This is a genomic window from Paenibacillus sp. FSL M8-0142, assembly GCF_038597315.1.
In the GTDB taxonomy this organism is placed as follows: Bacteria; Bacillota; Bacilli; order Paenibacillales; family Paenibacillaceae; genus Paenibacillus_AQ; species Paenibacillus_AQ lactis.
Genome location: NZ_CP152008.1, coordinates 4,807,162 through 4,831,241, shown reverse-complemented (window position 1 = coordinate 4,831,241; position 24,080 = coordinate 4,807,162). Strand labels below are relative to the sequence as shown.

The window sequence follows — 24,080 nt, the reverse complement described above, 5'->3', positions numbered from 1 at the left end:
CTTATTGAACAATCCTTTCATGTCGATGAAAGGATTTTTTTTGTATCGAGGGATGTCAATCGCCCATTTCTTGCATAGGATGTAGTAACGAACACGGGCGAATAACCATGACGCCTAGAAGAGTGTAGGAGGTTTTAGCGGCGTGAAGATACACATCGTCAAGGAAGGCGACACCCTATATGAGCTGTCCAAAAAATTTGACGTACCGTTAACGAAGATCATCGTTGCCAACCCGCAGCTGGTCGATCCGAATAAGCTTGATGTCGGGGCTAAAATTAAAATTCCGACAGAGCCCGTTCCGGTACCTGGCGGCAGCCAGCCAATTATCCATAAGCACACGGTAAAGCAAGGGGATTCTCTATGGAAGCTGTCCAAAGCTTGGGGAGTGACCCTGAAAGAAATTATCGATGCCAACCCGCAGCTTAAAAATCCGAATGCCCTTTTGGTGGGAGAGATTGTGAACATCCCGTCATCTGGCATTTATACGGAGACGGGGGACAGCGATGGCGTAACGATGAGTGCTGAAATGGCTCCAGGCAAAAAGAAGCCGGGCAGCAAGGATTACACGGGCGTCAAAGAAGAAATTACCCAGCCCGTACCGCAGCCGCCGGTGGCCCCGCCACAGCCAATGCCAGAGCCGCCTGTGTTACCGAAGCTACCGGAGATTGCGCCTCTGCCGGAGGAGCCTAAAAAGGTAGAGCCGGAGTACAAACCGGAGATTAAGCCCGAGATTAAGCCCGAGTACAAACCTGAGATTAAACTCGAGTATAAACCGGAGATTAAACCCGAATTTAAACTAGAATACAAACCGGAGTATAAGCCAGAGTTCAAGCCAGAATTTAAACCGGAGTATAAACCGGAATACAAACCGGAATACAAACCTTTTGAGCCGGAGCAAATGTATCCGTTAAAGACAATGCCAATGCCGCATCCGGTTCTTCCGGTCGATGAACCATGCCCGAAGGTTGCTGATTTCCATGTCCAACCTTTCATGCATCCATGTCCGGAGTTTCCGATTCACCATGTTCCGGATCATCCATGTCTTGGTCCGTACCAACATCACCATCATCATGGATATCATGAGCCTCAGTTTACGATGCCGCAATACGGTTATCCGGAATCCCCATGCGGGTGCCATGAACCGGTAAAATGGCAAGGAGAGAGCGTTCATCCATACTACCACGTGCCACAGCCGGCCGTTCCGGCGTCCTATGGAGAAGCTTGGGGAAATGCAGCGGGAGGTTATCCGGGATTGTCCGGGGACTCGGTTGGGATGGAGTATTCCCAGGTATCCGTTTCCGAGTCCTATACGGCAGGAGTTACTTCTAACTATATGCCGTACTCGGAACATCACGGGATTTCGCCGCTTGGCTACGCCTCTTCACCTTGCGGCTGTCAGGGCGGAGAAGTTAGTCCTTTTTACGGTATGCCTCAAAGTTATCCATATGCTAACCAGGGCGCATCGGAGAATGCAATGCCTTATAATTGGCAGCATGGTGCCATGAATTCGTCGGGTGCCTACAGCGTTCCTTCGGCACCGATTGGAGGTTTCGGCGCAAATCCATCATTCATGAACCCTTATGAACAGATGTGGATAGACCGTCAAAATGAAGAACAAGGAGTAGGAATTGCTTCAAGCTTTACGGAAGATGCATCTCCAACGAATCATTCAGTTGAAGAGAGCGATCAGGAAGCTGAAATTCGTGACGCTGCAATTGAAGAGAATAGTAAGACGGCCAAGGCAAAGGTTCATCGTCAGACGGGGGGGAAAGCCTCCAGAACTGCAGCCAAGAAAACACGGAAGCCGCAGTCGGCAAAGAACAAACAGCAAAACCCATGGATAAAAGGATAAAGGTTTAGCGAAAAAATAAGGGGTAACAGCTTAGAGGTAAGTTGTGAGTGGTTTAGAGCCATGTTAGGATTTTTAGTAGAAGGGCGGCCGGTCACCGGCCGTCTTGTCTCATTATAGTAGGGATACAAAGCGTGGTAAAATATAGGGCGGAACGAGCTTTAAGTGCTTTGAAAGCCACTCTTTAATTAGTACAAGCTGCAATAATGGATTTGGAAAAAATTATGCATTGTTAAACAGTATTGATTCATGATATATTATAAATCCAGTCGCGAAACGAACGCCTTTGCGGCAGGGAAGAGGTCGATGAATAATTTTTGGTTTCGATTTTAAGTAATAAAAAAAACTTTAAAAAACCTCTTGCATTATCGAAATGAATATGATATATTATAAGAGTTGCTGATGCGAACGAGATTCGCCGGTAACGAAAAGGTTGATCTTTGAAAACTGAACAACGAGTGAGTAAAAACGAACCGCTTCGGCGGGGAGTTACAATAGAGAATTGAACAAATTCTCGTCAGTTTTTCTAATGAGCTTAATCGCTCTTTCAATCGATCGTCCTTCGGACGATCTTTATTGGAGAGTTTGATCCTGGCTCAGGACGAACGCTGGCGGCGTGCCTAATACATGCAAGTCGAGCGGAGCTGATGGAGTGCTTGCACTCCTGATGCTTAGCGGCGGACGGGTGAGTAACACGTAGGCAACCTGCCCTCAAGACTGGGATAACTACCGGAAACGGTAGCTAATACCGGATAATTAAATTCGCTGCATGGCGGAGTTATGAAAGGCGGAGCAATCTGTCACTTGAGGATGGGCCTGCGGCGCATTAGCTAGTTGGTGAGGTAACGGCTCACCAAGGCGACGATGCGTAGCCGACCTGAGAGGGTGAACGGCCACACTGGGACTGAGACACGGCCCAGACTCCTACGGGAGGCAGCAGTAGGGAATCTTCCGCAATGGGCGAAAGCCTGACGGAGCAACGCCGCGTGAGTGATGAAGGTTTTCGGATCGTAAAGCTCTGTTGCCAGGGAAGAACGTCTCATAGAGTAACTGCTATGAGAGTGACGGTACCTGAGAAGAAAGCCCCGGCTAACTACGTGCCAGCAGCCGCGGTAATACGTAGGGGGCAAGCGTTGTCCGGAATTATTGGGCGTAAAGCGCGCGCAGGCGGTTCTTTAAGTCTGGTGTTTAAACCCGAGGCTCAACTTCGGGACGCACTGGAAACTGGGGAACTTGAGTGCAGAAGAGGAGAGTGGAATTCCACGTGTAGCGGTGAAATGCGTAGATATGTGGAGGAACACCAGTGGCGAAGGCGACTCTCTGGGCTGTAACTGACGCTGAGGCGCGAAAGCGTGGGGAGCGAACAGGATTAGATACCCTGGTAGTCCACGCCGTAAACGATGAATGCTAGGTGTTAGGGGTTTCGATACCCTTGGTGCCGAAGTTAACACATTAAGCATTCCGCCTGGGGAGTACGGTCGCAAGACTGAAACTCAAAGGAATTGACGGGGACCCGCACAAGCAGTGGAGTATGTGGTTTAATTCGAAGCAACGCGAAGAACCTTACCAAGTCTTGACATCCCTCTGAATCCTCTAGAGATAGAGGCGGCCTTCGGGACAGAGGAGACAGGTGGTGCATGGTTGTCGTCAGCTCGTGTCGTGAGATGTTGGGTTAAGTCCCGCAACGAGCGCAACCCTTGATCTTAGTTGCCAGCACTTCGGGTGGGCACTCTAAGGTGACTGCCGGTGACAAACCGGAGGAAGGTGGGGATGACGTCAAATCATCATGCCCCTTATGACTTGGGCTACACACGTACTACAATGGCTGGTACAACGGGAAGCGAAGCCGCGAGGTGGAGCCAATCCTAAAAAGCCAGTCTCAGTTCGGATTGCAGGCTGCAACTCGCCTGCATGAAGTCGGAATTGCTAGTAATCGCGGATCAGCATGCCGCGGTGAATACGTTCCCGGGTCTTGTACACACCGCCCGTCACACCACGAGAGTTTACAACACCCGAAGTCGGTGGGGTAACCCTTACGGGAGCCAGCCGCCGAAGGTGGGGTAGATGATTGGGGTGAAGTCGTAACAAGGTAGCCGTATCGGAAGGTGCGGCTGGATCACCTCCTTTCTATGGAGTACCTCGCTTCCGTAGCGAAGCGGTACAAATACGGTCAGTGTAAGCTGCCGGAATAGACTTTACGAAGTAAAGTCAACCAACTCACTCGTTGGTCAGTTTTGAGAGTTTAACCTCTCATTTGATCCTTGAAAACTAGATAACGAAACGAATTTGCGTTTTAGAAATATCCTTCTCTAACGACTTGTGTCAAGTGATTGACCAAGAAGTGAAAGAGTAGCGTTAGAGCGAAAGATTCGTGACAGGTGATCCTTTGGAAGCTTGTTTCACCATTGAGTGGTTTTATCCAATCAGGAAACAAGCGGACAACAGAGCACATGGCACGAAACTGGAGCGACATGGTTAAGCTACTAAGAGCACACGGAGGATGCCTAGGCGCTAGGAGCCGATGAAGGACGTGGCGAACAACGATACTGCCTCGGGGAGCTGTAAGCAAGCTTCGATCCGGGGATGTCCGAATGGGGAAACCCAGCTGGTGTAATAGCCAGTTACCCGTATCTGAATACATAGGATGCGAGGAGGCATACCCAGGGAACTGAAACATCTAAGTACCTGGAGGAAGAGAAAACAAGAGTGATTCCGTCAGTAGCGGCGAGCGAACGCGGAACAGCCTAAACCAGAGAGCTTGCTCTCTGGGGTTGTGGGACGTCTCACATGGAGTTACAAAGGTTTAGATTAGACGAACAGGTCTGGAAAGGCCGGCCATAGAAGGTAAAAGCCCTGTAATCGAAAATGTGAACCCTCCGAGACGGATCCCGAGTAGTGCGGGGCACGTGAAACCCCGTATGAATCCAGCAGGACCATCTGCTAAGGCTAAATACTCCCTAGCGACCGATAGTGAAGCAGTACCGTGAGGGAAAGGTGAAAAGCACCCCGGAAGGGGAGTGAAATAGAACCTGAAACCGTGTGCTTACAAGAAGTCAGAGCCCGATCTATGGGTGATGGCGTGCCTTTTGTAGAATGAACCGGCGAGTTACGTTCCCATGCAAGGTTAAGGCGAGAAGCCGTAGCCGCAGCGAAAGCGAGTCTGAATAGGGCGCTTTAGTATGTGGACGTAGACCCGAAACCGTGTGATCTACCCCTGTCCAGGGTGAAGGTGCGGTAACACGCACTGGAGGCCCGAACCCACGTACGTTGAAAAGTGCGGGGATGAGGTGGGGGTAGCGGAGAAATTCCAATCGAACTCGGAGATAGCTGGTTCTCCCCGAAATAGCTTTAGGGCTAGCCTCGGAATTGAGAGTCGTGGAGGTAGAGCACTGATTGGGTGCGGGGCCCGCAAGGGTTACCAAGCTCAGTCAAACTCCGAATGCCATAGACTTATATCCGGGAGTCAGACAGTGAGTGCTAAGATCCATTGTCAAAAGGGAAACAGCCCAGACCATCAGCTAAGGTCCCCAAGTGTGTGTTAAGTGGGAAAGGATGTGGAGTTGCACAGACAACCAGGATGTTGGCTTAGAAGCAGCCACCATTTAAAGAGTGCGTAATAGCTCACTGGTCGAGTGACTCTGCGCCGAAAATGTAACGGGGCTAAACACACCACCGAAGCTATGGCTTGATGCTTGCATCAGGGGTAGGGGAGCGTTGTATGCAGGTTGAAGGTGTACCGTAAGGAGCGCTGGACAGCATACAAGTGAGAATGCCGGTATGAGTAACGAAAAGATCAGTGAGAATCTGATCCGCCGAAAGCCCAAGGTTTCCTGAGGAAGGCTCGTCCGCTCAGGGTAAGTCGGGACCTAAGGCGAGGCCGAAAGGCGTAGTCGAAGGACAACAGGTTGAAATTCCTGTACCACCGTAAACCGTTATGAACGATGGGGTGACGCAGGAGGGTAGTGACGCGGACTGATGGATGTCCGTCCAAGCAGTGAGGCTGATGTGTAGGCAAATCCGCACATCGTAAGGCTGGGCTGTGATGGGGAGTGAAAATTACAGTAGCGAAGGTCATGATCTCACACTGCCAAGAAAAGCCTCTAGTCAGGTGAAGGTGCCCGTACCGCAAACCGACACAGGTAGGCGAGAAGAGAATTCTAAGGCGCGCGGAAGAACTCTCGTTAAGGAACTCGGCAAAATGACCCCGTAACTTCGGGAGAAGGGGTGCCTCGGTAGGGTGAATAGCCCGAGGGGGCCGCAGTGAAAAGGCCCAAGCGACTGTTTAGCAAAAACACAGGTCTGTGCGAAGCCGCAAGGCGAAGTATACGGGCTGACGCCTGCCCGGTGCTGGAAGGTTAAGGGGAGCGGTTAGGGGTTAAACCCGAAGCTGTGAACCGAAGCCCCAGTAAACGGCGGCCGTAACTATAACGGTCCTAAGGTAGCGAAATTCCTTGTCAGGTAAATTCTGACCCGCACGAATGGCGTAACGACTTGGGCGCTGTCTCAACGAGAGATCCGGTGAAATTTTAATACCTGTGAAGATGCAGGTTACCCGCGACAAGACGGAAAGACCCCATGGAGCTTTACTGCAGCTTGATATTGGATTTGGGTACGATCTGTACAGGATAGGTGGGAGCCTTTGAAGCATGAGCGCCAGCTTGTGTGGAGGCGACGTTGGGATACCACCCTGATCGTATCTAGGTTCTAACCTGGTACCGTGATCCGGTACGGGGACAGTGTCAGGCGGGCAGTTTGACTGGGGCGGTCGCCTCCTAAAGAGTAACGGAGGCGCCCCAAGGTTCCCTCAGAATGGTTGGAAATCATTCGAAGAGTGCAAAGGCATAAGGGAGCTTGACTGCGAGACCTACAAGTCGAGCAGGGACGAAAGTCGGGCTTAGTGATCCGGTGGTACCGCATGGAAGGGCCATCGCTCAACGGATAAAAGCTACCCTGGGGATAACAGGCTTATCTCCCCCAAGAGTCCACATCGACGGGGAGGTTTGGCACCTCGATGTCGGCTCATCGCATCCTGGGGCTGAAGTAGGTCCCAAGGGTTGGGCTGTTCGCCCATTAAAGCGGTACGCGAGCTGGGTTCAGAACGTCGTGAGACAGTTCGGTCCCTATCTGTCGTGGGCGTAGGAAATTTGAGAGGAGCTGTCCTTAGTACGAGAGGACCGGGATGGACGTACCGCTGGTGCACCAGTTGTTCCGCCAGGAGCATGGCTGGGTAGCTACGTACGGACGGGATAAGCGCTGAAAGCATCTAAGCGTGAAGCCCCCCTCAAGATGAGATTTCCCAATTCGTAAGACCCCTTGAAGACGACGAGGTAGATAGGTTGGAGGTGGAAGTGCAGCAATGCATGGAGCTGACCAATACTAATCGGTCGAGGGCTTATCCTAAAAGCTTTCTGAAAGAAAGCTCGCTACGGAAGCATAAATAAACCCACCAAAGTGAAGAAGAGCTTCGAAGCTGATTCCGATTACTTTGGCGGGGCCCAGAAAGATCTGAGGATCTGAAGGGACAATGCTACGGATTCTAATCAATGCAAAGACGTTTCGTATCTAGTTTTCAGGTGATCAAACCCGATTTGCAGGTGTACAAGCTGCACATGCAATGAAGATGATTACGGCATTTGGCGATGCCGCATCCTGAATTTAACGTTTGGTGGCGATGGCGGAAGGGTTCCACGCGTTCCCATACCGAACACGACCGTTAAGCCTTCCAGCGCCGATGGTACTTGGACCGAAGGGTCCCGGGAGAGTAGGACGCCGCCAAGCGGTACATATTCCCTGATAGCTCAGTTGGTAGAGCACTCGACTGTTAATCGAGTTGTCACAGGTTCGAGTCCTGTTCGGGGAGCCACTTATGGAGAGGTGTCCGAGTTGGCCGAAGGAGCACGATTGGAAATCGTGTAGGCGTCAAAAGCGTCTCGAGGGTTCGAATCCCTCTCTCTCCGCCAGCAAGGACTTTATATACGGCCCGTTGGTCAAGGGGTTAAGACACCTCCCTTTCACGGAGGTAACAGGGGTTCGAATCCCCTACGGGTCACCAACATGGAGGCTTAGCTCAGCTGGGAGAGCATCTGCCTTACAAGCAGAGGGTCGGGGGTTCGATCCCCTCAGCCTCCACCATTAAATATCCCCAAAAGATAAAGCAAAGGCTTTACAGGTGGTTTTATTAGGGGAGCTTATACACAATGACGCGGGGTGGAGCAGTTCGGTAGCTCGTCGGGCTCATAACCCGAAGGTCGCAGGTTCAAATCCTGCCCCCGCAACCAATTATATCGCATTAGCGATCAAGCCTCATGGAACTGTGGTGTAGAGGCCTAACATGCCTGCCTGTCACGCAGGAGATCGCGGGTTCGAATCCCGTCAGTTCCGCCATTTTTAACAATGGGAGCCATTAGCTCAGTTGGTAGAGCACCTGACTTTTAATCAGGGTGTCGAAGGTTCGAGTCCTTCATGGCTCACCAGTGTTACATAAATCTTGATATTGCGGACGTGGCTCAGCGGTAGAGCATCGCCTTGCCAAGGCGAGGGTCGCGGGTTCGATTCCCGTCGTCCGCTCCATTTGCGCCCTTAGCTCAGCTGGATAGAGCGTTTGACTACGAATCAAAAGGTCGGGAGTTCGAATCTCTCAGGGCGTGCCATTGATTGATGTGCGCATTCATCATGAATTTACTTAATGATTATCCTTACGCCGGTGTGGCGGAATTGGCAGACGCGCGCGACTCAAAATCGTGAGGGAAACCGTGGGGGTTCGAGTCCCTTCACCGGCATTTTAAATAACGGGACGTAGCTCAGCTTGGTAGAGCACCTGGTTTGGGACCAGGGGGTCGCATGTTCAAATCGTGTCGTCCCGATTCAAGCAAGGACCATTTTCAGAATTTCTGAAGATGGTCCTTTTGTCGTTGCGCACTTTCGGTACAAGGGATGTCTGAATAATTTGGCAGCCTTGCGGTCACAATATGAAAAACATTGAATAGAAGGGGATAACCTTGAGTGTTTTTCAATTCCTAAGAAAAGTGTTCCGCAAACGACGGAGACGCTGGAGACGGGCCATCTGGTCCAGTTCGATCCTTGCAGCGGCCATGATCTTCATTTGGTCTGGCCAGACGCTGAAGGATCAAATGAATATGCTGCTCACCGATAGCCGCGGCGAAAAACCGCTCGCGCTCGAGACGATGCATTATTTGCAGATGGAAGAAGAGAAGCAAGAAGAGCGGACTTCCGAGCAGAGAAAGTTTATGCAGGAACTGAACGCATCAAAGGGGAAGAAGAAAGTACATCTGCGCACTACCTATGTATGCGGGGTTGAAGAGCAGAATATCGGGCGCCTGAATGCAGACGGCATCTATGAACTGATGAATAAAAACCCATTATGGCAGGGCCGCCTGGATGACAAAGGGGAAGTTTGGCTGGAGCAAACGGTATCCGATCTCTCCCCCAACTGCAAGAAGCAAGCGTACATGAGCGTGGATGCAAGCGGAAATTTAACTTTGTTTGAGGGACCTCCCGAAGAAGAGAAGGTTCTCCGCACCTTTTTCCAATTAGACATCGGTTCGATGGAGTCCTCCTTGCCAAAGGATGTCATCCAGCAGCTTCAGGAGGGGATCCGGATTCAGGATATGGATGAATACAACAGCGTCTTGTCGACGTTTAGTGATTATGCGCGGGATATGGCTGAAAATGTGATGAAGCCCAGCTCCTGAGCGAATCCGGGCGAACCGGGTCGACCGTTTTTCGACAATGCCACATTTTTGCTGCTCTATTGTTACACCGCAACACCGCAACTGTCTGGTGCTGATCTGCACCGGGCAGTTTTTCTTTTTCAGTTGCGCGCAGCAGGCCATGCGGTTAAGAACGGAGCGCAATTTATCCGCCCACAAGCCTAATAGAAGCCTCCCTTAAAAAAGGAATCATAAGCTTAGGGTAACAATGTGAAAATAGGCACAAGAAAAGGTTCAAAGTTTTTCCTCAACTAAAGGTCGATCTTTTGTTATAATGGGAGAACGATACATATGTTCGCTTCATCAGAGGAGAGGTTAGTATTGCGTATTTTAGGCATTGACCCGGGGATTGCCATCGTTGGCTTCGGGTTTATTGATAAGACGGGGAGCAAGGTGTCGCCGGTGCAGTACGGCTGTATCCAGACCGAAGCGCATACGCCCGAAGAGGAAAGACTTCATCAGGTTTATGAGGGCATGCTGCAGTTGATTGATAAATATGAGCCGGAAGCCGTGGCTTTCGAGAAGCTTTTTTTTAACCGGAATGTAACGACGGCGATGACGGTATCCCAAGCAAGAGGCGTGCTCATTCTCGCAGCCGTTCAGCGGGGACTTCCCATTGCCGAGTACACGCCTATGCAGGTTAAGCAGGCGATTGTAGGCTATGGGAAGGCGGAGAAGAAACAGGTACAGGAGATGGTAAGGATGTACCTGAAGCTTGCGAGCATACCGAAGCCCGACGACGTGGCTGATGCGCTTGCTGTCGCTATATGTCACGCCCATTCCTATACGTTAAATTCCAGATTAAACGAGGTATTGCGAAAATGATTGATTTTTTACGTGGACAAGTCGTCCATCTCGAGAGTGAATATATCGTGCTGGATGTGCATGATGTAGGGTATCGCATCTTCTGCCCGAACCCGTATGCCTTCGCCAAAATGGAAGGAGTCGTCACGGTGTATACCCACCATCATGTACGCGAGGATGCGATTCTGCTGTTCGGCTTCCCGACACGGGAAGAGCAGCGGTTATTCCGCAAGCTCATCGAAGTATCCGGCATCGGCCCGCGGGTGGCGCTCGGAATATTGGGCGGCGGCTCGCCGGATCATGTGGTATCGGCCATCTACCAAGAGAATATTTCATTTCTGATCAAGCTGCCGGGGATCGGGAAGAAGACCGCCCAGCGCATGATTTTGGATCTGAAGGACAAGCTGGACGGCTTCAGCGATGCCGCCATGGCGACAGGACTGTTCGCCCTGCAGCAGGAGCAGCCGGAAGAAAGCAGTTCGGCTTGGACAGAAGCCCGCGAGGGGCTGAAGGCGCTCGGGTACACGGACAGCGAACTGGATAAAGTATGGCTGAAGATTAAGGATTCCATAGGCAGCGGAGAATCGGTCGATGTATTGATGAAACGGGCACTGCAGCAGCTGTATGCCGGTTAATAGCGTCGTCTGCAGGAGAGGAGTTTAACTTAAGATGGACGATCGAATTATTACTGCGAATTTAATGATGGAGGACCAGGCGGTAGAGCTCAGCCTGCGTCCCCGGTATTTGGCCGAATATATCGGACAAAATCAGGTAAAAGAGAATTTGAAAATCTATATCGAGGCAGCGAAGATGCGCAAGGAAGCGCTGGACCATGTGCTGCTGTACGGTCCCCCGGGACTGGGCAAAACAACCCTTGCGAACATTATCGCCAATGAGCTTGGCGTAAATCTGCGTACGACCTCGGGACCCGCCATCGAGCGTCCCGGCGATTTGGCTGCCCTTCTTACGAATCTGCAGGAGGGCGATGTTCTTTTTATCGACGAAATCCATCGGTTGCATCGGACGGTCGAGGAGGTCATGTATCCGGCAATGGAGGATTTTGCGCTGGACATCATGATCGGCAAAGGGCCGAGCGCACGCTCGGTCCGGCTGGATTTGCCGCCCTTCACGCTCATAGGCGCCACCACGAGAGCGGGATTGCTCTCAGCCCCGCTGCGCGATCGCTTCGGGGTTGTCAGCCGGCTGGAATTTTATACGGTGGATGAGCTAAGTTATATCGTGTCCCGCGGCGCGGACATTTTAGGTATCGAAATATTAGGGGATGCCGCAGAGGAAATTGCCCTTCGTTCGCGGGGGACGCCGCGGATTGCAAACCGGCTGCTGAAGCGGGTCCGCGATTTCGCACAGGTACGAGGCGACGGGATGATTACGACCGACATTGCAAAGGAAGCGCTGAGAATGCTGCAGATCGACCCGATGGGGCTTGATCTGATCGATCATAAAATGCTTCATGCCATGATCAAGAGCTTCCGCGGCGGGCCGGTCGGCCTGGATACGATAGCGGCTACGATCGGCGAAGAGAGCCAGACCATCGAGGACGTGTACGAGCCGTATCTGCTGCAGATCGGGTTCCTGCAGCGTACACCGCGGGGGCGGGTCGTGACACCGAACGCATACCATCATTTAGGCATCCCGGTTCCGGAGGATCGCCGTTAGAAGTTTTTGGACAATAGCTTATCATTCTATCCTTACAGCTCCAGGAGGTTTGTAGACATGAATATAAAGGGGAAGAAGTCATTTCTCCGCAGAACTGCCGCAGGCATGGCGGCAGCTGCTCTTGCCGCAAGCATTTGGGCCGCACCTGCCGCGCACGCTGCCGCCCCGTCACTTGACACGATTCGGGTAGCGATGTTCCTGGATCTTGGAAGCCAGTACAGATCCACAGTGAATGCCGTTACCCTGCAATCCGAGGAGGCCCTGACGGTTGCATTAGACAATGCCGGAGCCCAGGACGCGATGACAAGCATACCGGCTAACCAACAAACGCGCATGAGCGTCGATTCTTACCGGGTGAAGGTACTGGAGACGACAGATTGGAAAACGGCTGCCGAAGCCGCCAAAAAGCTGCAGGCAACGAGCGATAAATCAATGCTGTTTGTGGACGGCAAGGTGTACAAGCTGTATACGGGCATGTATGCATCGGAGAAGGCTGCATCCGATGCGGCAGCGAGAACAGCCAAGACGGCGGCTGCCCATTTGAACGGTCAGACCCCTTCGGTACGGGGCGGACTCCATCTGTCCGCAGGCTCCTTCGCAACGGAAGCGCAGGCGGAAGCAGCGCGTGCAGCCTATGCTGCTGCCGGCGTTGACGCATTTAACGTCATGACCCAGGCAGGTTATGAGGTCTGGGTCGGGGAGGCTGCCAATGCATCGGATTTGGCCGCTGTCAAGCAGCAAGCCGCTGCTGCAGCGCCGAATCCCCTTGTTGAGACGAATACCAAGACCCCGGGATTGATCCTCCGCAGGGACGCCGGTCTGAACCTGGCGGCTGCTCAAGAAGTTCAGCACTTTATGCTGTCAGGTGAGCTGGCCACGCTCAAGGTGTCGGGGACAGCGGGCACCGGAATCCATGTGAAAGAACGTTCCGACCGAACTTACCGCGGAGCGATGGAGATCGGCAAGAAGAACGGGCAATTGTATTTGGTTAATGAGCTGCCGTTCCAGCAGTATCTATATTCGGTGGTAGGAGCCGAAGTGCCTTCCTCATGGGGGGCCGAGGCTTTGAAGGCACAAGCCGTTGCCGCAAGAACCTATGCGCTGTTCCAAGGAACCAAGTTTGAGGTCGCCAATGTCGTCGATACAACGCTGAGTCAGGCTTACTACGGTACGGCCTACGAGTATCCGAGCGTCGTGCAGGCGGTGGACGCCACTGAGGGAGAAGTCGTCATGAAGGACGGCAAGCTGGTCGAGACGGTGTTCTCCTCCAACGCGGGAGGCATGACCTCTGACCCTGCAGAGGTATGGGGCAATGCCAACAATGTATTCGCGGCAGTCGAGAGTCCGGGCGATACGTCGGCACAAGCCGCGTTGAAATCGTGGTACCACGTTCTTCTGCCCAGCGGGCTCACGGGCTATGTCCGGGAAGATAACGTGAAGGAGACAGGCAGCAAGACTGCTGCAGGCCTCCCTTATATGACCGTTACGTCTAAGGACACGAATGTGCGTCCGCTGCCCCTGATTCAATCCGATGCTAAGCCTGTAGCCCAAATGAGTCCGGGCGATACGGCGGTCGTTCTGGACAAGGTGGCGGAATCGAACAGCTATGCGTGGATTCGGGGCCCGTTCACGTCCGAGCAGCTGCTGGCTTCGCTGAAAGGGAAGACGTCTAGCGCCCTCCCTTCAGCCATAACGTCGCTGACGGTGACCGAGCGCGGTCCTTCAGGCCGGGTTTTGTCCGTCAACGCCAATGGCCAGCAGCTGGATGTGAAGTACCCGGATGTGTACCGTTCGGCATTTAACGGACTGCCCAGCACCTTGTTTGATATTGAACCGACCGGAAGTTATACTGTATTGAGCGCGAATGGTGCAGAATCAACGGTTTCGTCCGGAGAGAGCGTTACGGTTGTCTCAGGCAACGGAAGCGCCAGCGTAAAGGGCGCCGGTACCGTTATTTTGAGCGGTGAAGGACAAGCCAGAGCCGTTGACAGCAAGGCTGGCTTTAAATTTACGGGCAAAGGGAACGGCCACGGCCTGGGCATGTCCCAATGGGGCGCCAAAGGAATGGCGGATCAAGGGTATGATTATAAGCAGATCCTGCAACACTATTACCGCGACACGATTATTACGAAGGAATGACCGATCATGAATGTGGATTTATACGATTTTGAATTGCCGGAGCGTTTGATTGCGCAGACTCCCTTAAAGGAACGCAGCGCTTCCCGGCTTCTTGCCTTGAATAAAGAGGATGGAGCGATGTCCCACGGGACCTTTGCCGATATCGTTGGTTTTCTGAATCCGGGTGACACCCTCGTTCTTAACGATACCAAGGTCATCCCCGCCCGATTGTTCGGCGAGAAAGAGGAGACGGGTGCGAAAGCTGAGGTGCTGCTTCTGAAGAACCTTGGGGAAGACCGCTGGGAAGCGCTTGTCAAGCCGGGCAAGAAGCTGAGACGGGGAAGCACGATCTCCTTCGGAAACGGGAAGCTCAAAGCCGTTATTGAAGAAGAGGGGGAAATGGGCGCTCGGACGCTTCGATTCACCTATAAAGGAATTTTCCAGGAGATCCTGGATGAACTGGGCCAGATGCCGCTGCCTCCTTACATTAAGGAGAAGCTCGATGACCGTGACCGGTATCAAACCGTGTATGCCCGGAATGAAGGCTCCGCGGCTGCTCCGACGGCAGGACTTCATTTTACGGAAGCACTTCTCGACGAGATTAAGGCCAAAGGCGTGAATATCGCTTTTATTACGCTGCATGTCGGGCTTGGAACTTTCCGCCCGATGTCCGTTGAGCGGGTTGAGGATCATGTCATGCATGAAGAATACTATTCCCTCTCCAAGGAAACGGCTGAGCTCCTCAATGAGACCAAGCGTCGGGGAGGAAGAGTAATCGCGGTAGGAACGACGTCTTGCCGAACGCTCGAAACCGTGGGCCAAGCTCATAAGGGAGGCCCTCTCAGCGAGAGCAGCGGATGGACTAGCATATTTATCTATCCAGGATACTCATTTACCGTGGTGGATGCGCTCATTACGAATTTCCACCTTCCCAAATCGACGCTGGTCATGCTCGTAAGCGCGCTGGCCGGACGCGAGCATATTCTGGAAGCTTACCGTGAAGCAGTCCGGCAGGAATACCGCTTCTTCAGCTTTGGGGACGCAATGTTTATTTATTAACTTCGGAGGTTGGTTGGACATGGCAGCTGCTGTTACGTACGAACATATAAAAACCTGCAAGCAGTCGGGAGCGAGGCTGGGAAGGGTTCACACCCCCCACGGCGTGATCGATACGCCGACGTTTATGCCGGTCGGCACGCTTGCAACCGTCAAAACAATGAGCCCAGAAGAGCTGAAGGCGATGGATGCCCATATCATTCTGAGCAATACCTACCATCTTTTTCTTCGCCCCGGGCATGAGATCGTCAAGGAGGCAGGCGGGCTGCACAAATTCATGAATTGGGACCGGCCCATCCTGACCGACAGCGGCGGATTCCAGGTATTCAGCCTTGCGGAAATGAGAAAAATTTCGGAGGAAGGCGTGCATTTTCGATCCCATTTAAACGGAGACAAATTGTTCATCTCCCCGGAAGTAGCGATGGAGATTCAAAATGCGCTCGGCTCCGATATTATGATGGCATTTGATGAATGTCCGCCTTACCCGGCGGAATACGAATACGTGAAACAATCCACTGAACGGACCTCACGCTGGGCCGAGCGGTGCCTTCAAAGCCATGCCAGACCGAAGGATCAGGCGCTCTTCGGAATCGTCCAGGGAGGGATGTACGAAGATCTCCGCCGGCAAAGCGCCGCTGATTTGACTTCCATGGATTTCCCGGGTTATGCTATTGGTGGACTTAGTGTGGGAGAATCGAAGCAGCTGATGTATGAAGTGCTGGATTACACGGTGCCCCTGCTGCCGGACAATAAGCCGCGCTATTTGATGGGAGTCGGATCACCCGACGCTTTGATCGAGGGCTCGATTCGTGGCGTGGATATGTTCGATTGCGTGCTTCCGACACGGATTGCCCGTAACGGAACAACGATGACAAGTCAAGGCCGTCTTGTCGTTCGAAATGCTCAATACGCCAGGGATTTTGGACCGCTGGATCCGGAATGTGACTGCTACACTTGCCGTAACTACTCGCGTGCGTATCTGCGTCATCTGATCAAGAGTGACGAGACGTTCGGGCTTCGTTTAACGACGTATCACAATCTTCATTTCTTGCTCGATCTGATGCGGAAAGTGCGTCAAAGTATTATGGAAGACCGTCTGCTTGATTTCCGCGATGAGTTTTTTGACAAGTACGGCCTTCATGATAATGAAAAAGGTTTCTAAGTAAGCTAATGACCCATGGGGTTTGTCGTTGAAGGGGGGGAAAGAAATATGCTTGATCAACTCGCAGCAGCACCGAATCAAGGCGGCGGAGGTCTTCTTGGCTTGATTCTGCCGTTCGTTCTGATGTTCGTCATCTTCTATTTCTTGCTGATTCGTCCGCAACAGAAGAAGCAGAAGCAGAGAACTGCAATGCTGAGCGCTTTGCAGAAAGGCGATAAAGTGGTAACTATCGGTGGCCTTCACGGTACGATTGTGGAAATTACCGATGATATCGTCGTTTTGAAAGTGAATGATGTAACGAAGTTGACGTTCGATCGCAATTCGATCAGCCATAGTGTAAACAATACGTAATCCTCAAGGCATACATATGTCCTTCGAGGGACTTGATTTGCAAGCGAAAGGCCGACTCTATTCTGGAGCCGGCCTTTTTGCTTGCTTTTATTTTTTCAAGTTAACGCCGAACATGCCTCCGATCGCACCGGCGATAAAGACGGTGGCCAGCAGGGTCAGGTCTCCAAGCGCCAGCGAGCTGTCCAGCGCAAGGAATCCGATAGCAAGCAGCGTAACGCCGTACAGAAGCCCGGTTAAGCAGCCGTAATACCAGCCTCTGTTTCCTGCACGCTTTCCGCCAACACAGCCTCCGATAAACGCGGAAAGAGCATGTACGAGAAAGGTGTAGAACGATAAATCCTCTTCCGTCAAGCCGCTGCTCCACAGCAGGAGGGAGAGCGCCAGCGCGCCAAGAAACATCCAAAAAAATGAATACAAAAGACCTGAAAGAATGGGATTGGTAACGCGAAAGGTGAATACTCGCCGGATCGGTTCCATGGATCGTTCCCCCTTAACGAATATATTAGTGCGAGTTCAAAAAGTCGGTTTTTCAGCACCGAAGCTTATGCTTCCGAAGTGCGTTTTTCGATAAAGCTAGGGCCTGAGGAGCGGAGCTACACGTTTTCTCAGAAAACGCCTTCGAAAGCATCTGCTAGTTTTGGGTACGTGAGCATCGGAAGGCCCGGCCGAATTCAAGATTCGATGCCGGGGTACTTCTTGATTCACTGCGTGATCAAAAGACGACTTTTTGAACAACCTCTATTAGTAAATATTGTATGGCCAAGCCTGATCAGATAGTACAACGGAAACCGCCAAATTCGATATTTGTAAGATTGCCATTAATTAATCGTCAATCTTCGAATGGGAATGGATGCCGAAGGTCAGAATAGCTGTACATGAGAATGTTCGACCAGCTAGGAGGGATTGATTATGTCTCATATTACGATTCTGATACTGCGGACGATTCTGATGTATGCCGTTATTTTTGTGACGATGCGCATTATGGGAAAAAGAGAGATCGGAAAGCTGTCCATATTCGATCTTGCCATCTCGATTATGATTGCAGAGATTGCAGCGTTTGTTCTGGAGGATGTCAACAAGCCGATTTGGGAAGGTCTCGCCCCGATTATCGTCCTCGTTGGGATTCAAGTGGGGCTGGCCTATCTTGGATTAAAATTTCGAAATATCCGTCTGTTGGCTGACGGCAAGCCTAGCATCCTAGTATCCAAGGGGAAGCTTCACCGCAAGGAGATGGCGAGGCTCCGCTACAATCTGGATGATCTGATGCAGCAGCTTCGCGGCAAGGATATAGACAGCCTGGCCGATGTAGAGTTTGCAATATTGGAAACGACCGGTCAGCTAACCATTATTCCTAAAGACAAAGAGGATGCAGCAGGCTCCTCGGCCAGCTCCTCAGGCTCGGATGATCAGGGCGGGGTTGTCGTGTCCGGCAGCGAGCAGGACAGCTCTGGATCCAGCAGCACGGCTTCCAGGTCCGATGCGGAGGCTTCCGTAGGTGGCAGTCAGCAGGGCATTTCCGGATCCAACAGCAACCCTTCGAGTTCCGGCAGCGGCTCTTCCACCTCCACCGGTGGTGCTTCCTCTGGTAACGGCAACGGGCAAACCATGTCCACCCGCAGTGCTTCACAAGAGGCAATTATCGATATTCCTTACCATAAGGTTACCTATGAAGGGATGCCGATCCCGCTGATCATGGACGGAAAGGTGCAAGATGAAAACCTGAAGCTCATCGACAAAAACCGGCCATGGCTCCAAGGCGAAATCCGAAAGTATGGTTTTAACGATTTCGAGGATGTATTCCTCTGCTCCATTGATCATAAGGGACGGATCTACCTCGACGGGAAAGAGCAGGATTAACGGCGGCTGCTGCGGTTGAGCCAAGCTCCCACCACGGGAACGCGCTCCAGATCGCGCGGCGTCACCAGTCTGGTCATAAAGATGACGGCCAAATAGACGGCGAAGCCTACGGTAACGGACGTAAGAAATTGAAGCCATGGCTGTGTACTAAACGGCAGATGGTTATATCCATAGAGAATCGAAGCCCCCATGATCAGCATGACGGCCGCCGTTTTGATGTAATCGAGCCAACGGAAGCGAAATCCGATCAGCCGGGACAGACTGAAGCCGTGCAGCACGGTGACCGCAACGCTGTTCACGAGAATGGCTATGACCGCCCCCTTGATGCCGAAGGCCGGATTGGATGCCAGATAGACGATCAGGCTCATTTTAATCAGGGCTCCGATCAAAGTGTTGACAAGGGCTCTTCCTGGCCGATCCAGCGCCTGCAGCGCTGCTTGTAGCGGGGACTGCACGTAAAGAAACAGCGCGAAGGGAGCCATTATTTTAAGCATGGTTCCGACCTCCCGGTTATCGTACAGAAGCAGGCACAGCGGTTCGGCCAGGACATACATAACAACGGCAAAGGGGGCGCCTGATACGAGAGCCAGTCGAAGTGACTGGTTCATCCGTTTATGTATGGTCACCCGGTCATTACGCGCGGAGGCCTCCGAGAGAGAAGGAACCAGGGAGATGGCGAGTGATACCGTGAGCGCCCCCGGAAGCAGCAGCAGCGGTATGACCATCCCCTGAAGGGCGCCGTATTGGGCGGTCGCGACGGTTGTAGCGATGCCGGCCAGAGCAAGGCTGCGGTTCGTAAGAATGGTTTCAAGCAGGTAGGAGAAGGAGCCTACCATTCGGCCTCCGGTGACCGGAATCGCGATTCCTGCCAGCCGCTTCAGAATCCCTCGGGTTGTATCCGCTGATTCTTTTAACCCGGATGTGTCCGGAGGAGGCGATTTGGGCAGGAGCTTGCCGTTTCGGCGCTCTTCGCCGGCATACTGCAGCAGCAGGGCAACCATCCCGATCAGTTCGCCTACGGCAGTGCCAAGCATTGCTCCAGCCGCTCCGTACTCGATGCCTTTAGGCATGAAGAGATGGGCAAACCACAGCATGCATACGATTCGGACGATCGTCTCGATGACGGAGGAGCTCGCGGAGGGAATCATGTTTTGTTTGCCCTGGAAGTAGCCCCTGTATACGGAAGAGACCGCGATGATAATAAGCATGGGCGTCATGCTGATGAAGGTCTGGAACACCCGCTCGTCCGGCAGAAGGACCCCCGTGACCCAAGGAGCCAGCAGCAGGCTCAATGCCATAAAGAGCGTTCCGGCTGTCAGCGTCAGCATCAGGCTGACTTGGAGAATTTGCTTGGAAGCATCCCGCTTTCCGGCGCCTTCCGCTTCGGCGACCATTTTGGCAATGGCAAGCGGAATTCCGCCGGTAATGATCGTAACAAGAACGATAAAGAAGGGATAACCGAGCTGGTAAATGCCAACGCCTTCCGGACCGATGATTCGTGGCAGGGCGATGCGGGGAATGAAACCGAGGATACGGTTCAGTATGCCTGCAGCTAGTAAGATTAATGTTCCTTTGATAAACGATTGCTTGTTCACTGTCCATCCCACTCCCTGGTTGAGGCTGAATTTAAGGGCTTGTTTTCCTGTATGAACCGCCAAATTAACGTTATTCTTATGGATATGCCCTACCTGTCCCATATGATGACTTTACTTTTTGACGCGGTCATGGTACGAATAGAAGGAAACAGGCTTTAGGAGTCGAATCTATCAAAGGAGACGACAGGGAGGAGGCTATACGTCATGGAACAACTGACACCTATGACTGAGGACGAATTGATGAGCACCATCGAAATGGTATGCCAAAGCAAAGTCGAGGAGATGCACCTCATAGGCTACGAGCACGTGACGACGGATGATATCTGGAACTGCGTCAATAGCAAATATGAGAAGGAAGGCGTTCCGTCCCTCCATAAACTGGTCAACGATATCTTATCTTTAAAGGCAATGAGCTTAATGAATTATATGACAATATCAGCATATAAGGGATCGTCTTTCGATTAATGAAAGAGGTCCCTTTTTGACTTGCCGTATATATGATTGATCCTCATCCCGACAAATTTTGATAAATTGACTGGGTTTTATGACATCGCTATAATAGGAATATTGAGTAAAAAGGGGGAAAAAGGGACGGCATGAAAAGAATCATCAGTTTCATCGTTACCGTGCTCGGGCTTACCATTATAATGGCCGTTACAACTCCAGGCTTGCTGAAAGATGTCCGCCTAGGTCTAGATCTGAAGGGCGGCTTTGAAATACTTTATGAAGCGGAGCCGTTGATGGAAGGGCAGCAAGTCACGAAAGAAGCATTGCAGGAAACTGCGAAGAGCTTGCAAAAGCGCGCAGATGCGCTCGGCACAACAGAGCCGGAGGTTACACCGGAAGGAACCAACCGCATTCGTTTGAAAGTGGCCGGCGTGACGGATGAGGCCGAGGTTCGGAAGACGATGAAGGAACCTGCAAACCTTACATTCCGAAGCAATGACGGCTGTAAAGAAGGCGAGGAGTTCTGTAAAATCGAGCTTCGGGGCAATGATTTTGTGGAGAATGGCGCATCCATTGCCTATGACCAACTGAATCAGCCTATGATAGACATTAAGGTGAAAGACAAAGCAAAGTTTGCTGAAATTACGGAACGCCTGCTCGGTCAGGAATTGGCAATCTTTATGGATGACCAGCTGCTGTCCGCTCCGACGGTACAAGCCGTGCTGACGGATGGTTCCGCTCAAATTACAGGTAGTTATACGCTGGATGAGGCGAAGCAAATCCGCGATACGATCAACCTTGGCGCATTGCCGCTCAAGCTGGTTGAGAAGTATTCGCAGAGCGTTGGGGCTACCCTTGGCATGCAGTCTCTAACGAAGACGCTTCAGGCAGGTCTTTTGGCGTCGGTTGCAATCCTGCTGTTTATGATCATCCGATACCGCATTCCTGGCTTGCTGGCAAGCTTTGCACTCATTCTGCATACATGGCTGCTGATTCTCGTGTTTGTATGGGCAGACTTTACCTTGACCCTGCCGGGGATTGCAGCGTTCATTCTCGGGGTAGGTATGGCGGTTGACGCCAACATCATAACCTATGAACGGATCCGGGAAGAGATTAGAACAGGTAAGAGCGTCGCTTCTGCGGTAAAAGCCGGAGGCAAGTCTTCGCTGCGCGCGATCATGGACTCGAACGTGACGACGATTCTCGTTGCGGCTGTCATGTTCGCATTCGGTACGGGTGCCGTTAAAGGCTTCGCCATCGTATTGATTTTGGAGATCCTTATCAGTATCGCCACGAACGTTTATTTCTCCCGTTTCTTGCTCAATCTACTTGTGAGAATAGGTTGGGCCGGCAAACCGAGCCATTACGGTGTAAAGGAGCGTGACATTCGTGAGCTTTAAAAACTTCAATTATGTCGGCAAAAGTAAAATCTTCTTTATCTTCTCTATTGTCATAACCGTTCTGGGCTTGGTATTCCTGCTGATGCGGGGGCTGAACTACGGCGTTGATTTCCGCTCCGGTTCGAACGTAGACATATCTTTTAAGCAGCAGCTGACGAGCGAACAGGTTCAGCCGGTGCTGAATGAAATCGGGATCGGCGAGGATGCCAGCATCACGGAAGGGACAGACCGCATCAATATCCGGTTCAGCGACGTGCTGAGCGAGGATCAGGACAGCAAGCTGCGGACGGCGGTTCAAAAGCTGGACCCCTCGGCTACCTTTGAAGTCAACACGGTAGATCCCGAGATGGCTAAGGAGCTTGGACGCAACGCTATCTATGCGGTGCTGCTGTCCTGTATCGGGATTATCATTTATGTCAGCATTCGGTTCGAGTGGCGGTTCGCCCTTGCAGCCATCGTAGCATTGCTGCATGACGCCTTTGTCGTCGTCAGCATATTCTCGATTCTGGGGCTGGAGGTCGACCTTACCTTTATTATCGCGGTGCTGACCATTATCGGTTATTCGATCAATGATACGATTGTTATCTTTGACCGGATCCGGGAAAATCTGCGCTTTGCCAAAATTAAACGCCGTTCCGATTTGGTCGAGCTGGTCAACAAAAGCTTGTCCCAGACGATTGGGCGTTCGATCTATACCGCATTGTCGGTGTTTATCGCTGCATTGTTCATGCTTATACTCGGCGGTGAATCGATTCGGATGTTCTCCTTGGCGATCTGTATCGGTCTCTTGATCGGTGCGTACTCGTCGATCTTCATCGCAAGCCCGTTGTGGCTTGTGCTTAAAGGGAAAAATGTCAGCAACAAGCCGCAAAAAGCAGTGAAGCCGAACAAAGATAAAATCGAGATTTAATCACATCGATCCTATACACATGAAAGCCGCGTCGCAGGCGACGCGGCTTTCAAAAGTTAGCTGCCTTATAGCGTGCATGATTGGGGGGGACCTCAAGTGAGGAACGGACGATCGAACCAAACGGAAGCTGTCCTCTGGACAGGCATTGTGACAGATTTCGCCTTGGCAGTCTTCAAAGGCATTGCCGGCTATCTGTTAAACAGTAAGGCTTTGATGGCAGATGCCATGTATTCGTCAGCAAGCGCTGCGTCGCTGCTGGCGGACCGTTTGCCGCATCTCCGGGTATTCGGGAGAAGCAGCGCTGAACGAAATAAGCAAGGTCCATCCATGCAGTCTGAGTCTGTGATCTCCATCCTAATCGCTGTATTGATTATGATGGGCGGCCTTCAAATCGGAGTTTCCGCGATCCAAACGTTTGCTTCCGGAGTCCCGGAAGCACCGGATAAAACGGCGCTGCTTGCCGTGCTCATCTCATTGGCCATCAATGAAGCGGTATTTCAGTACCAGTATCATCATATGAAAAAGAACAGAGACCATCGACTGCAGTCGATATTGGAGAACCACCGCTTTGCGTTATATTGCTCGATCACGGTCATCATCGGCGTTTTCTTGTCATTCATATCGGGGGTGTATTTTGACGGGTACGGACTTATTTATATGGATTCCGTGGCGGCTCTGATTGTGGCGTGCCTCGTGATTCGCAAAGGGTATATCTCCATCATTCATTCCGTATACGGTACGCTGACGGAAGAGAAGCGGCATGAATTCGAGCCCGAATTTATGGATACGATCCAGCGCGTTCATGGCGTCATTACGGTCGAGAAACTTAAAGTTCAGGAGTACGGCCAGGTTCGCCAAGTCAATCTGGAGGTTATGGTCAGCGTCAACCCGCGCACGTCGGTGCTGGAGGCTCAAGAAATTGCCGAACGCATTCGCAAGCTTCTGACCCATCGGTTTATGCTCGTTTCGGATGTCAAGGTTTCCGTTGTTCCGTATGATCCCGGTTATCCGTATAAGTCGAATTTTGACCTGTTGGACAATGATTCGCCAACACTGCCGCAGTAATCAAGTGATCTATACTTAAGACAGCAGGAAAGCGGCAGGAGAGAGGAAGGTGATTATCC

General features: G+C 51.9%; 16 protein-coding genes, 11 tRNA genes and 3 rRNA genes. 28 read left to right on the top strand and 2 right to left on the bottom strand.

The genetic code is table 11. From position 1 onward, the window contains the following. Positions 1 to 142: 142 nt before the first annotated feature. The 23 genes from NSQ46_RS22255 to yajC all read left to right on the top strand — a co-directional run bounded on the left by NSQ46_RS22255 (position 143) and on the right by yajC (position 16,747). Entirely contained in the window at positions 143 to 1,852 is a 1,710-nt protein-coding gene (locus NSQ46_RS22255; protein ID WP_341341663.1) for a LysM peptidoglycan-binding domain-containing protein, read from the top strand. Positions 1,853 to 2,422: 570 nt separating this feature from the next. Beyond that, a 16S ribosomal RNA gene (locus NSQ46_RS22250) occupies positions 2,423 to 3,976 on the top strand. A 346-nt stretch (positions 3,977 to 4,322) separates the two neighbouring features. Then, a 23S ribosomal RNA gene (locus NSQ46_RS22245) occupies positions 4,323 to 7,249 on the top strand. Between the two features lie 261 nt (positions 7,250 to 7,510). Continuing rightward, positions 7,511 to 7,627 (top strand): 5S ribosomal RNA (gene rrf / locus NSQ46_RS22240). The 16S, 23S and 5S rRNA genes sit together here with 11 tRNA genes alongside, the layout of an rRNA operon. Before the next feature lie 9 nt (positions 7,628 to 7,636). After that, positions 7,637 to 7,712 (top strand) — tRNA-Asn (locus tag NSQ46_RS22235). 5 nt (positions 7,713 to 7,717) lie between these two features. Then, positions 7,718 to 7,809: transfer RNA gene (locus NSQ46_RS22230), tRNA-Ser, on the top strand. A 17-nt stretch (positions 7,810 to 7,826) separates the two neighbouring features. After that, positions 7,827 to 7,901: transfer RNA gene (locus tag NSQ46_RS22225), tRNA-Glu, on the top strand. 4 nt (positions 7,902 to 7,905) lie between these two features. Further along, positions 7,906 to 7,981 (top strand) — tRNA-Val (locus tag NSQ46_RS22220). A gap of 69 nt (positions 7,982 to 8,050) precedes the next feature. Beyond that, positions 8,051 to 8,127: transfer RNA gene (locus tag NSQ46_RS22215), tRNA-Met, on the top strand. 29 nt (positions 8,128 to 8,156) lie between these two features. Beyond that, positions 8,157 to 8,233 (top strand) — tRNA-Asp (locus tag NSQ46_RS22210). 13 nt (positions 8,234 to 8,246) lie between these two features. After that, a tRNA-Lys gene (locus tag NSQ46_RS22205) sits at positions 8,247 to 8,322 on the top strand. A 22-nt stretch (positions 8,323 to 8,344) separates the two neighbouring features. Next, positions 8,345 to 8,419 (top strand) — tRNA-Gly (locus NSQ46_RS22200). A 3-nt stretch (positions 8,420 to 8,422) separates the two neighbouring features. Continuing rightward, a tRNA-Arg gene (locus NSQ46_RS22195) sits at positions 8,423 to 8,499 on the top strand. A gap of 49 nt (positions 8,500 to 8,548) precedes the next feature. Beyond that, positions 8,549 to 8,628: transfer RNA gene (locus NSQ46_RS22190), tRNA-Leu, on the top strand. A 10-nt stretch (positions 8,629 to 8,638) separates the two neighbouring features. Beyond that, positions 8,639 to 8,712: transfer RNA gene (locus NSQ46_RS22185), tRNA-Pro, on the top strand. Between the two features lie 135 nt (positions 8,713 to 8,847). Then, complete coding sequence (locus NSQ46_RS22180; protein WP_007133158.1) at positions 8,848 to 9,561, top strand: BofC C-terminal domain-containing protein; 714 nt, start codon at positions 8,848 to 8,850, stop codon at positions 9,559 to 9,561. Positions 9,562 to 9,900: 339 nt separating this feature from the next. Then, entirely contained in the window at positions 9,901 to 10,404 is a 504-nt protein-coding gene (gene ruvC / locus NSQ46_RS22175; protein ID WP_028404989.1) for a crossover junction endodeoxyribonuclease RuvC, read from the top strand. Further along, on the top strand, positions 10,401 to 11,018 hold the full coding sequence (ruvA, locus tag NSQ46_RS22170; protein WP_342574705.1) for a Holliday junction branch migration protein RuvA: 618 nt from the start codon (positions 10,401 to 10,403) through the stop codon (positions 11,016 to 11,018). Before ruvC ends, ruvA begins: the two co-directional genes overlap by 4 nt. Before the next feature lie 34 nt (positions 11,019 to 11,052). Next, a complete protein-coding gene (gene ruvB, locus NSQ46_RS22165; RefSeq protein WP_077569201.1) occupies positions 11,053 to 12,060 on the top strand; it encodes a Holliday junction branch migration DNA helicase RuvB in 1,008 nt (335 codons plus the stop codon). A 57-nt stretch (positions 12,061 to 12,117) separates the two neighbouring features. Continuing rightward, entirely contained in the window at positions 12,118 to 14,199 is a 2,082-nt protein-coding gene (locus tag NSQ46_RS22160) for a SpoIID/LytB domain-containing protein (protein WP_342574703.1), read from the top strand. Between the two features lie 6 nt (positions 14,200 to 14,205). Continuing rightward, the gene (gene queA, locus NSQ46_RS22155; protein ID WP_007133164.1) at positions 14,206 to 15,237 is read left to right on the top strand and encodes a tRNA preQ1(34) S-adenosylmethionine ribosyltransferase-isomerase QueA; all 1,032 of its coding nucleotides are present in this window, start codon (positions 14,206 to 14,208) and stop codon (positions 15,235 to 15,237) included. A gap of 19 nt (positions 15,238 to 15,256) precedes the next feature. Beyond that, the gene (tgt, locus tag NSQ46_RS22150; protein ID WP_007133165.1) at positions 15,257 to 16,396 is read left to right on the top strand and encodes a tRNA guanosine(34) transglycosylase Tgt; all 1,140 of its coding nucleotides are present in this window, start codon (positions 15,257 to 15,259) and stop codon (positions 16,394 to 16,396) included. Positions 16,397 to 16,444: 48 nt separating this feature from the next. Continuing rightward, entirely contained in the window at positions 16,445 to 16,747 is a 303-nt protein-coding gene (gene yajC / locus NSQ46_RS22145; RefSeq protein WP_007133166.1) for a preprotein translocase subunit YajC, read from the top strand. Positions 16,748 to 16,834: 87 nt separating this feature from the next. Here the strand turns inward: yajC and NSQ46_RS22140 are convergent, their stop codons facing one another. Next, positions 16,835 to 17,224, bottom strand: a complete 390-nt coding sequence (locus tag NSQ46_RS22140; protein WP_007133167.1) for a TIGR04086 family membrane protein — start codon at positions 17,222 to 17,224, stop codon at positions 16,835 to 16,837. Positions 17,225 to 17,656: 432 nt separating this feature from the next. On the opposite strand from NSQ46_RS22140, the gene NSQ46_RS22135 reads away from it, so the two are divergent. Further along, positions 17,657 to 18,604 carry a DUF421 domain-containing protein gene (locus NSQ46_RS22135; protein WP_007133168.1) on the top strand — a complete coding sequence of 316 codons (948 nt, stop codon included), beginning with the start codon at positions 17,657 to 17,659 and terminating at the stop codon, positions 18,602 to 18,604. Here NSQ46_RS22135 and spoVB read toward each other — a convergent pair. Further along, entirely contained in the window at positions 18,601 to 20,199 is a 1,599-nt protein-coding gene (gene spoVB / locus NSQ46_RS22130; protein WP_040740405.1) for a stage V sporulation protein B, read from the bottom strand. The genes NSQ46_RS22135 and spoVB overlap by 4 nt on opposite strands. 204 nt (positions 20,200 to 20,403) lie before the next feature. Between spoVB and NSQ46_RS22125 the strand changes: the two genes are divergently transcribed. From NSQ46_RS22125 to NSQ46_RS22110, 4 genes are all read left to right on the top strand, one after another. Next, complete coding sequence (locus NSQ46_RS22125) at positions 20,404 to 20,664, top strand: post-transcriptional regulator (RefSeq protein ID WP_007133170.1); 261 nt, start codon at positions 20,404 to 20,406, stop codon at positions 20,662 to 20,664. 131 nt (positions 20,665 to 20,795) lie between these two features. Further along, positions 20,796 to 22,046: a protein translocase subunit SecD gene (secD, locus tag NSQ46_RS22120; RefSeq protein ID WP_007133171.1), complete on the top strand. Its 1,251-nt coding sequence runs from the start codon at positions 20,796 to 20,798 to the stop codon at positions 22,044 to 22,046. Beyond that, positions 22,036 to 22,956: a protein translocase subunit SecF gene (gene secF, locus NSQ46_RS22115; RefSeq protein ID WP_007133172.1), complete on the top strand. Its 921-nt coding sequence runs from the start codon at positions 22,036 to 22,038 to the stop codon at positions 22,954 to 22,956. Before secD ends, secF begins: the two co-directional genes overlap by 11 nt. Positions 22,957 to 23,052: 96 nt before the next feature. After that, on the top strand, positions 23,053 to 24,021 hold the full coding sequence (locus NSQ46_RS22110; protein WP_007133173.1) for a cation diffusion facilitator family transporter: 969 nt from the start codon (positions 23,053 to 23,055) through the stop codon (positions 24,019 to 24,021). Positions 24,022 to 24,080: the final 59 nt, after the last annotated feature.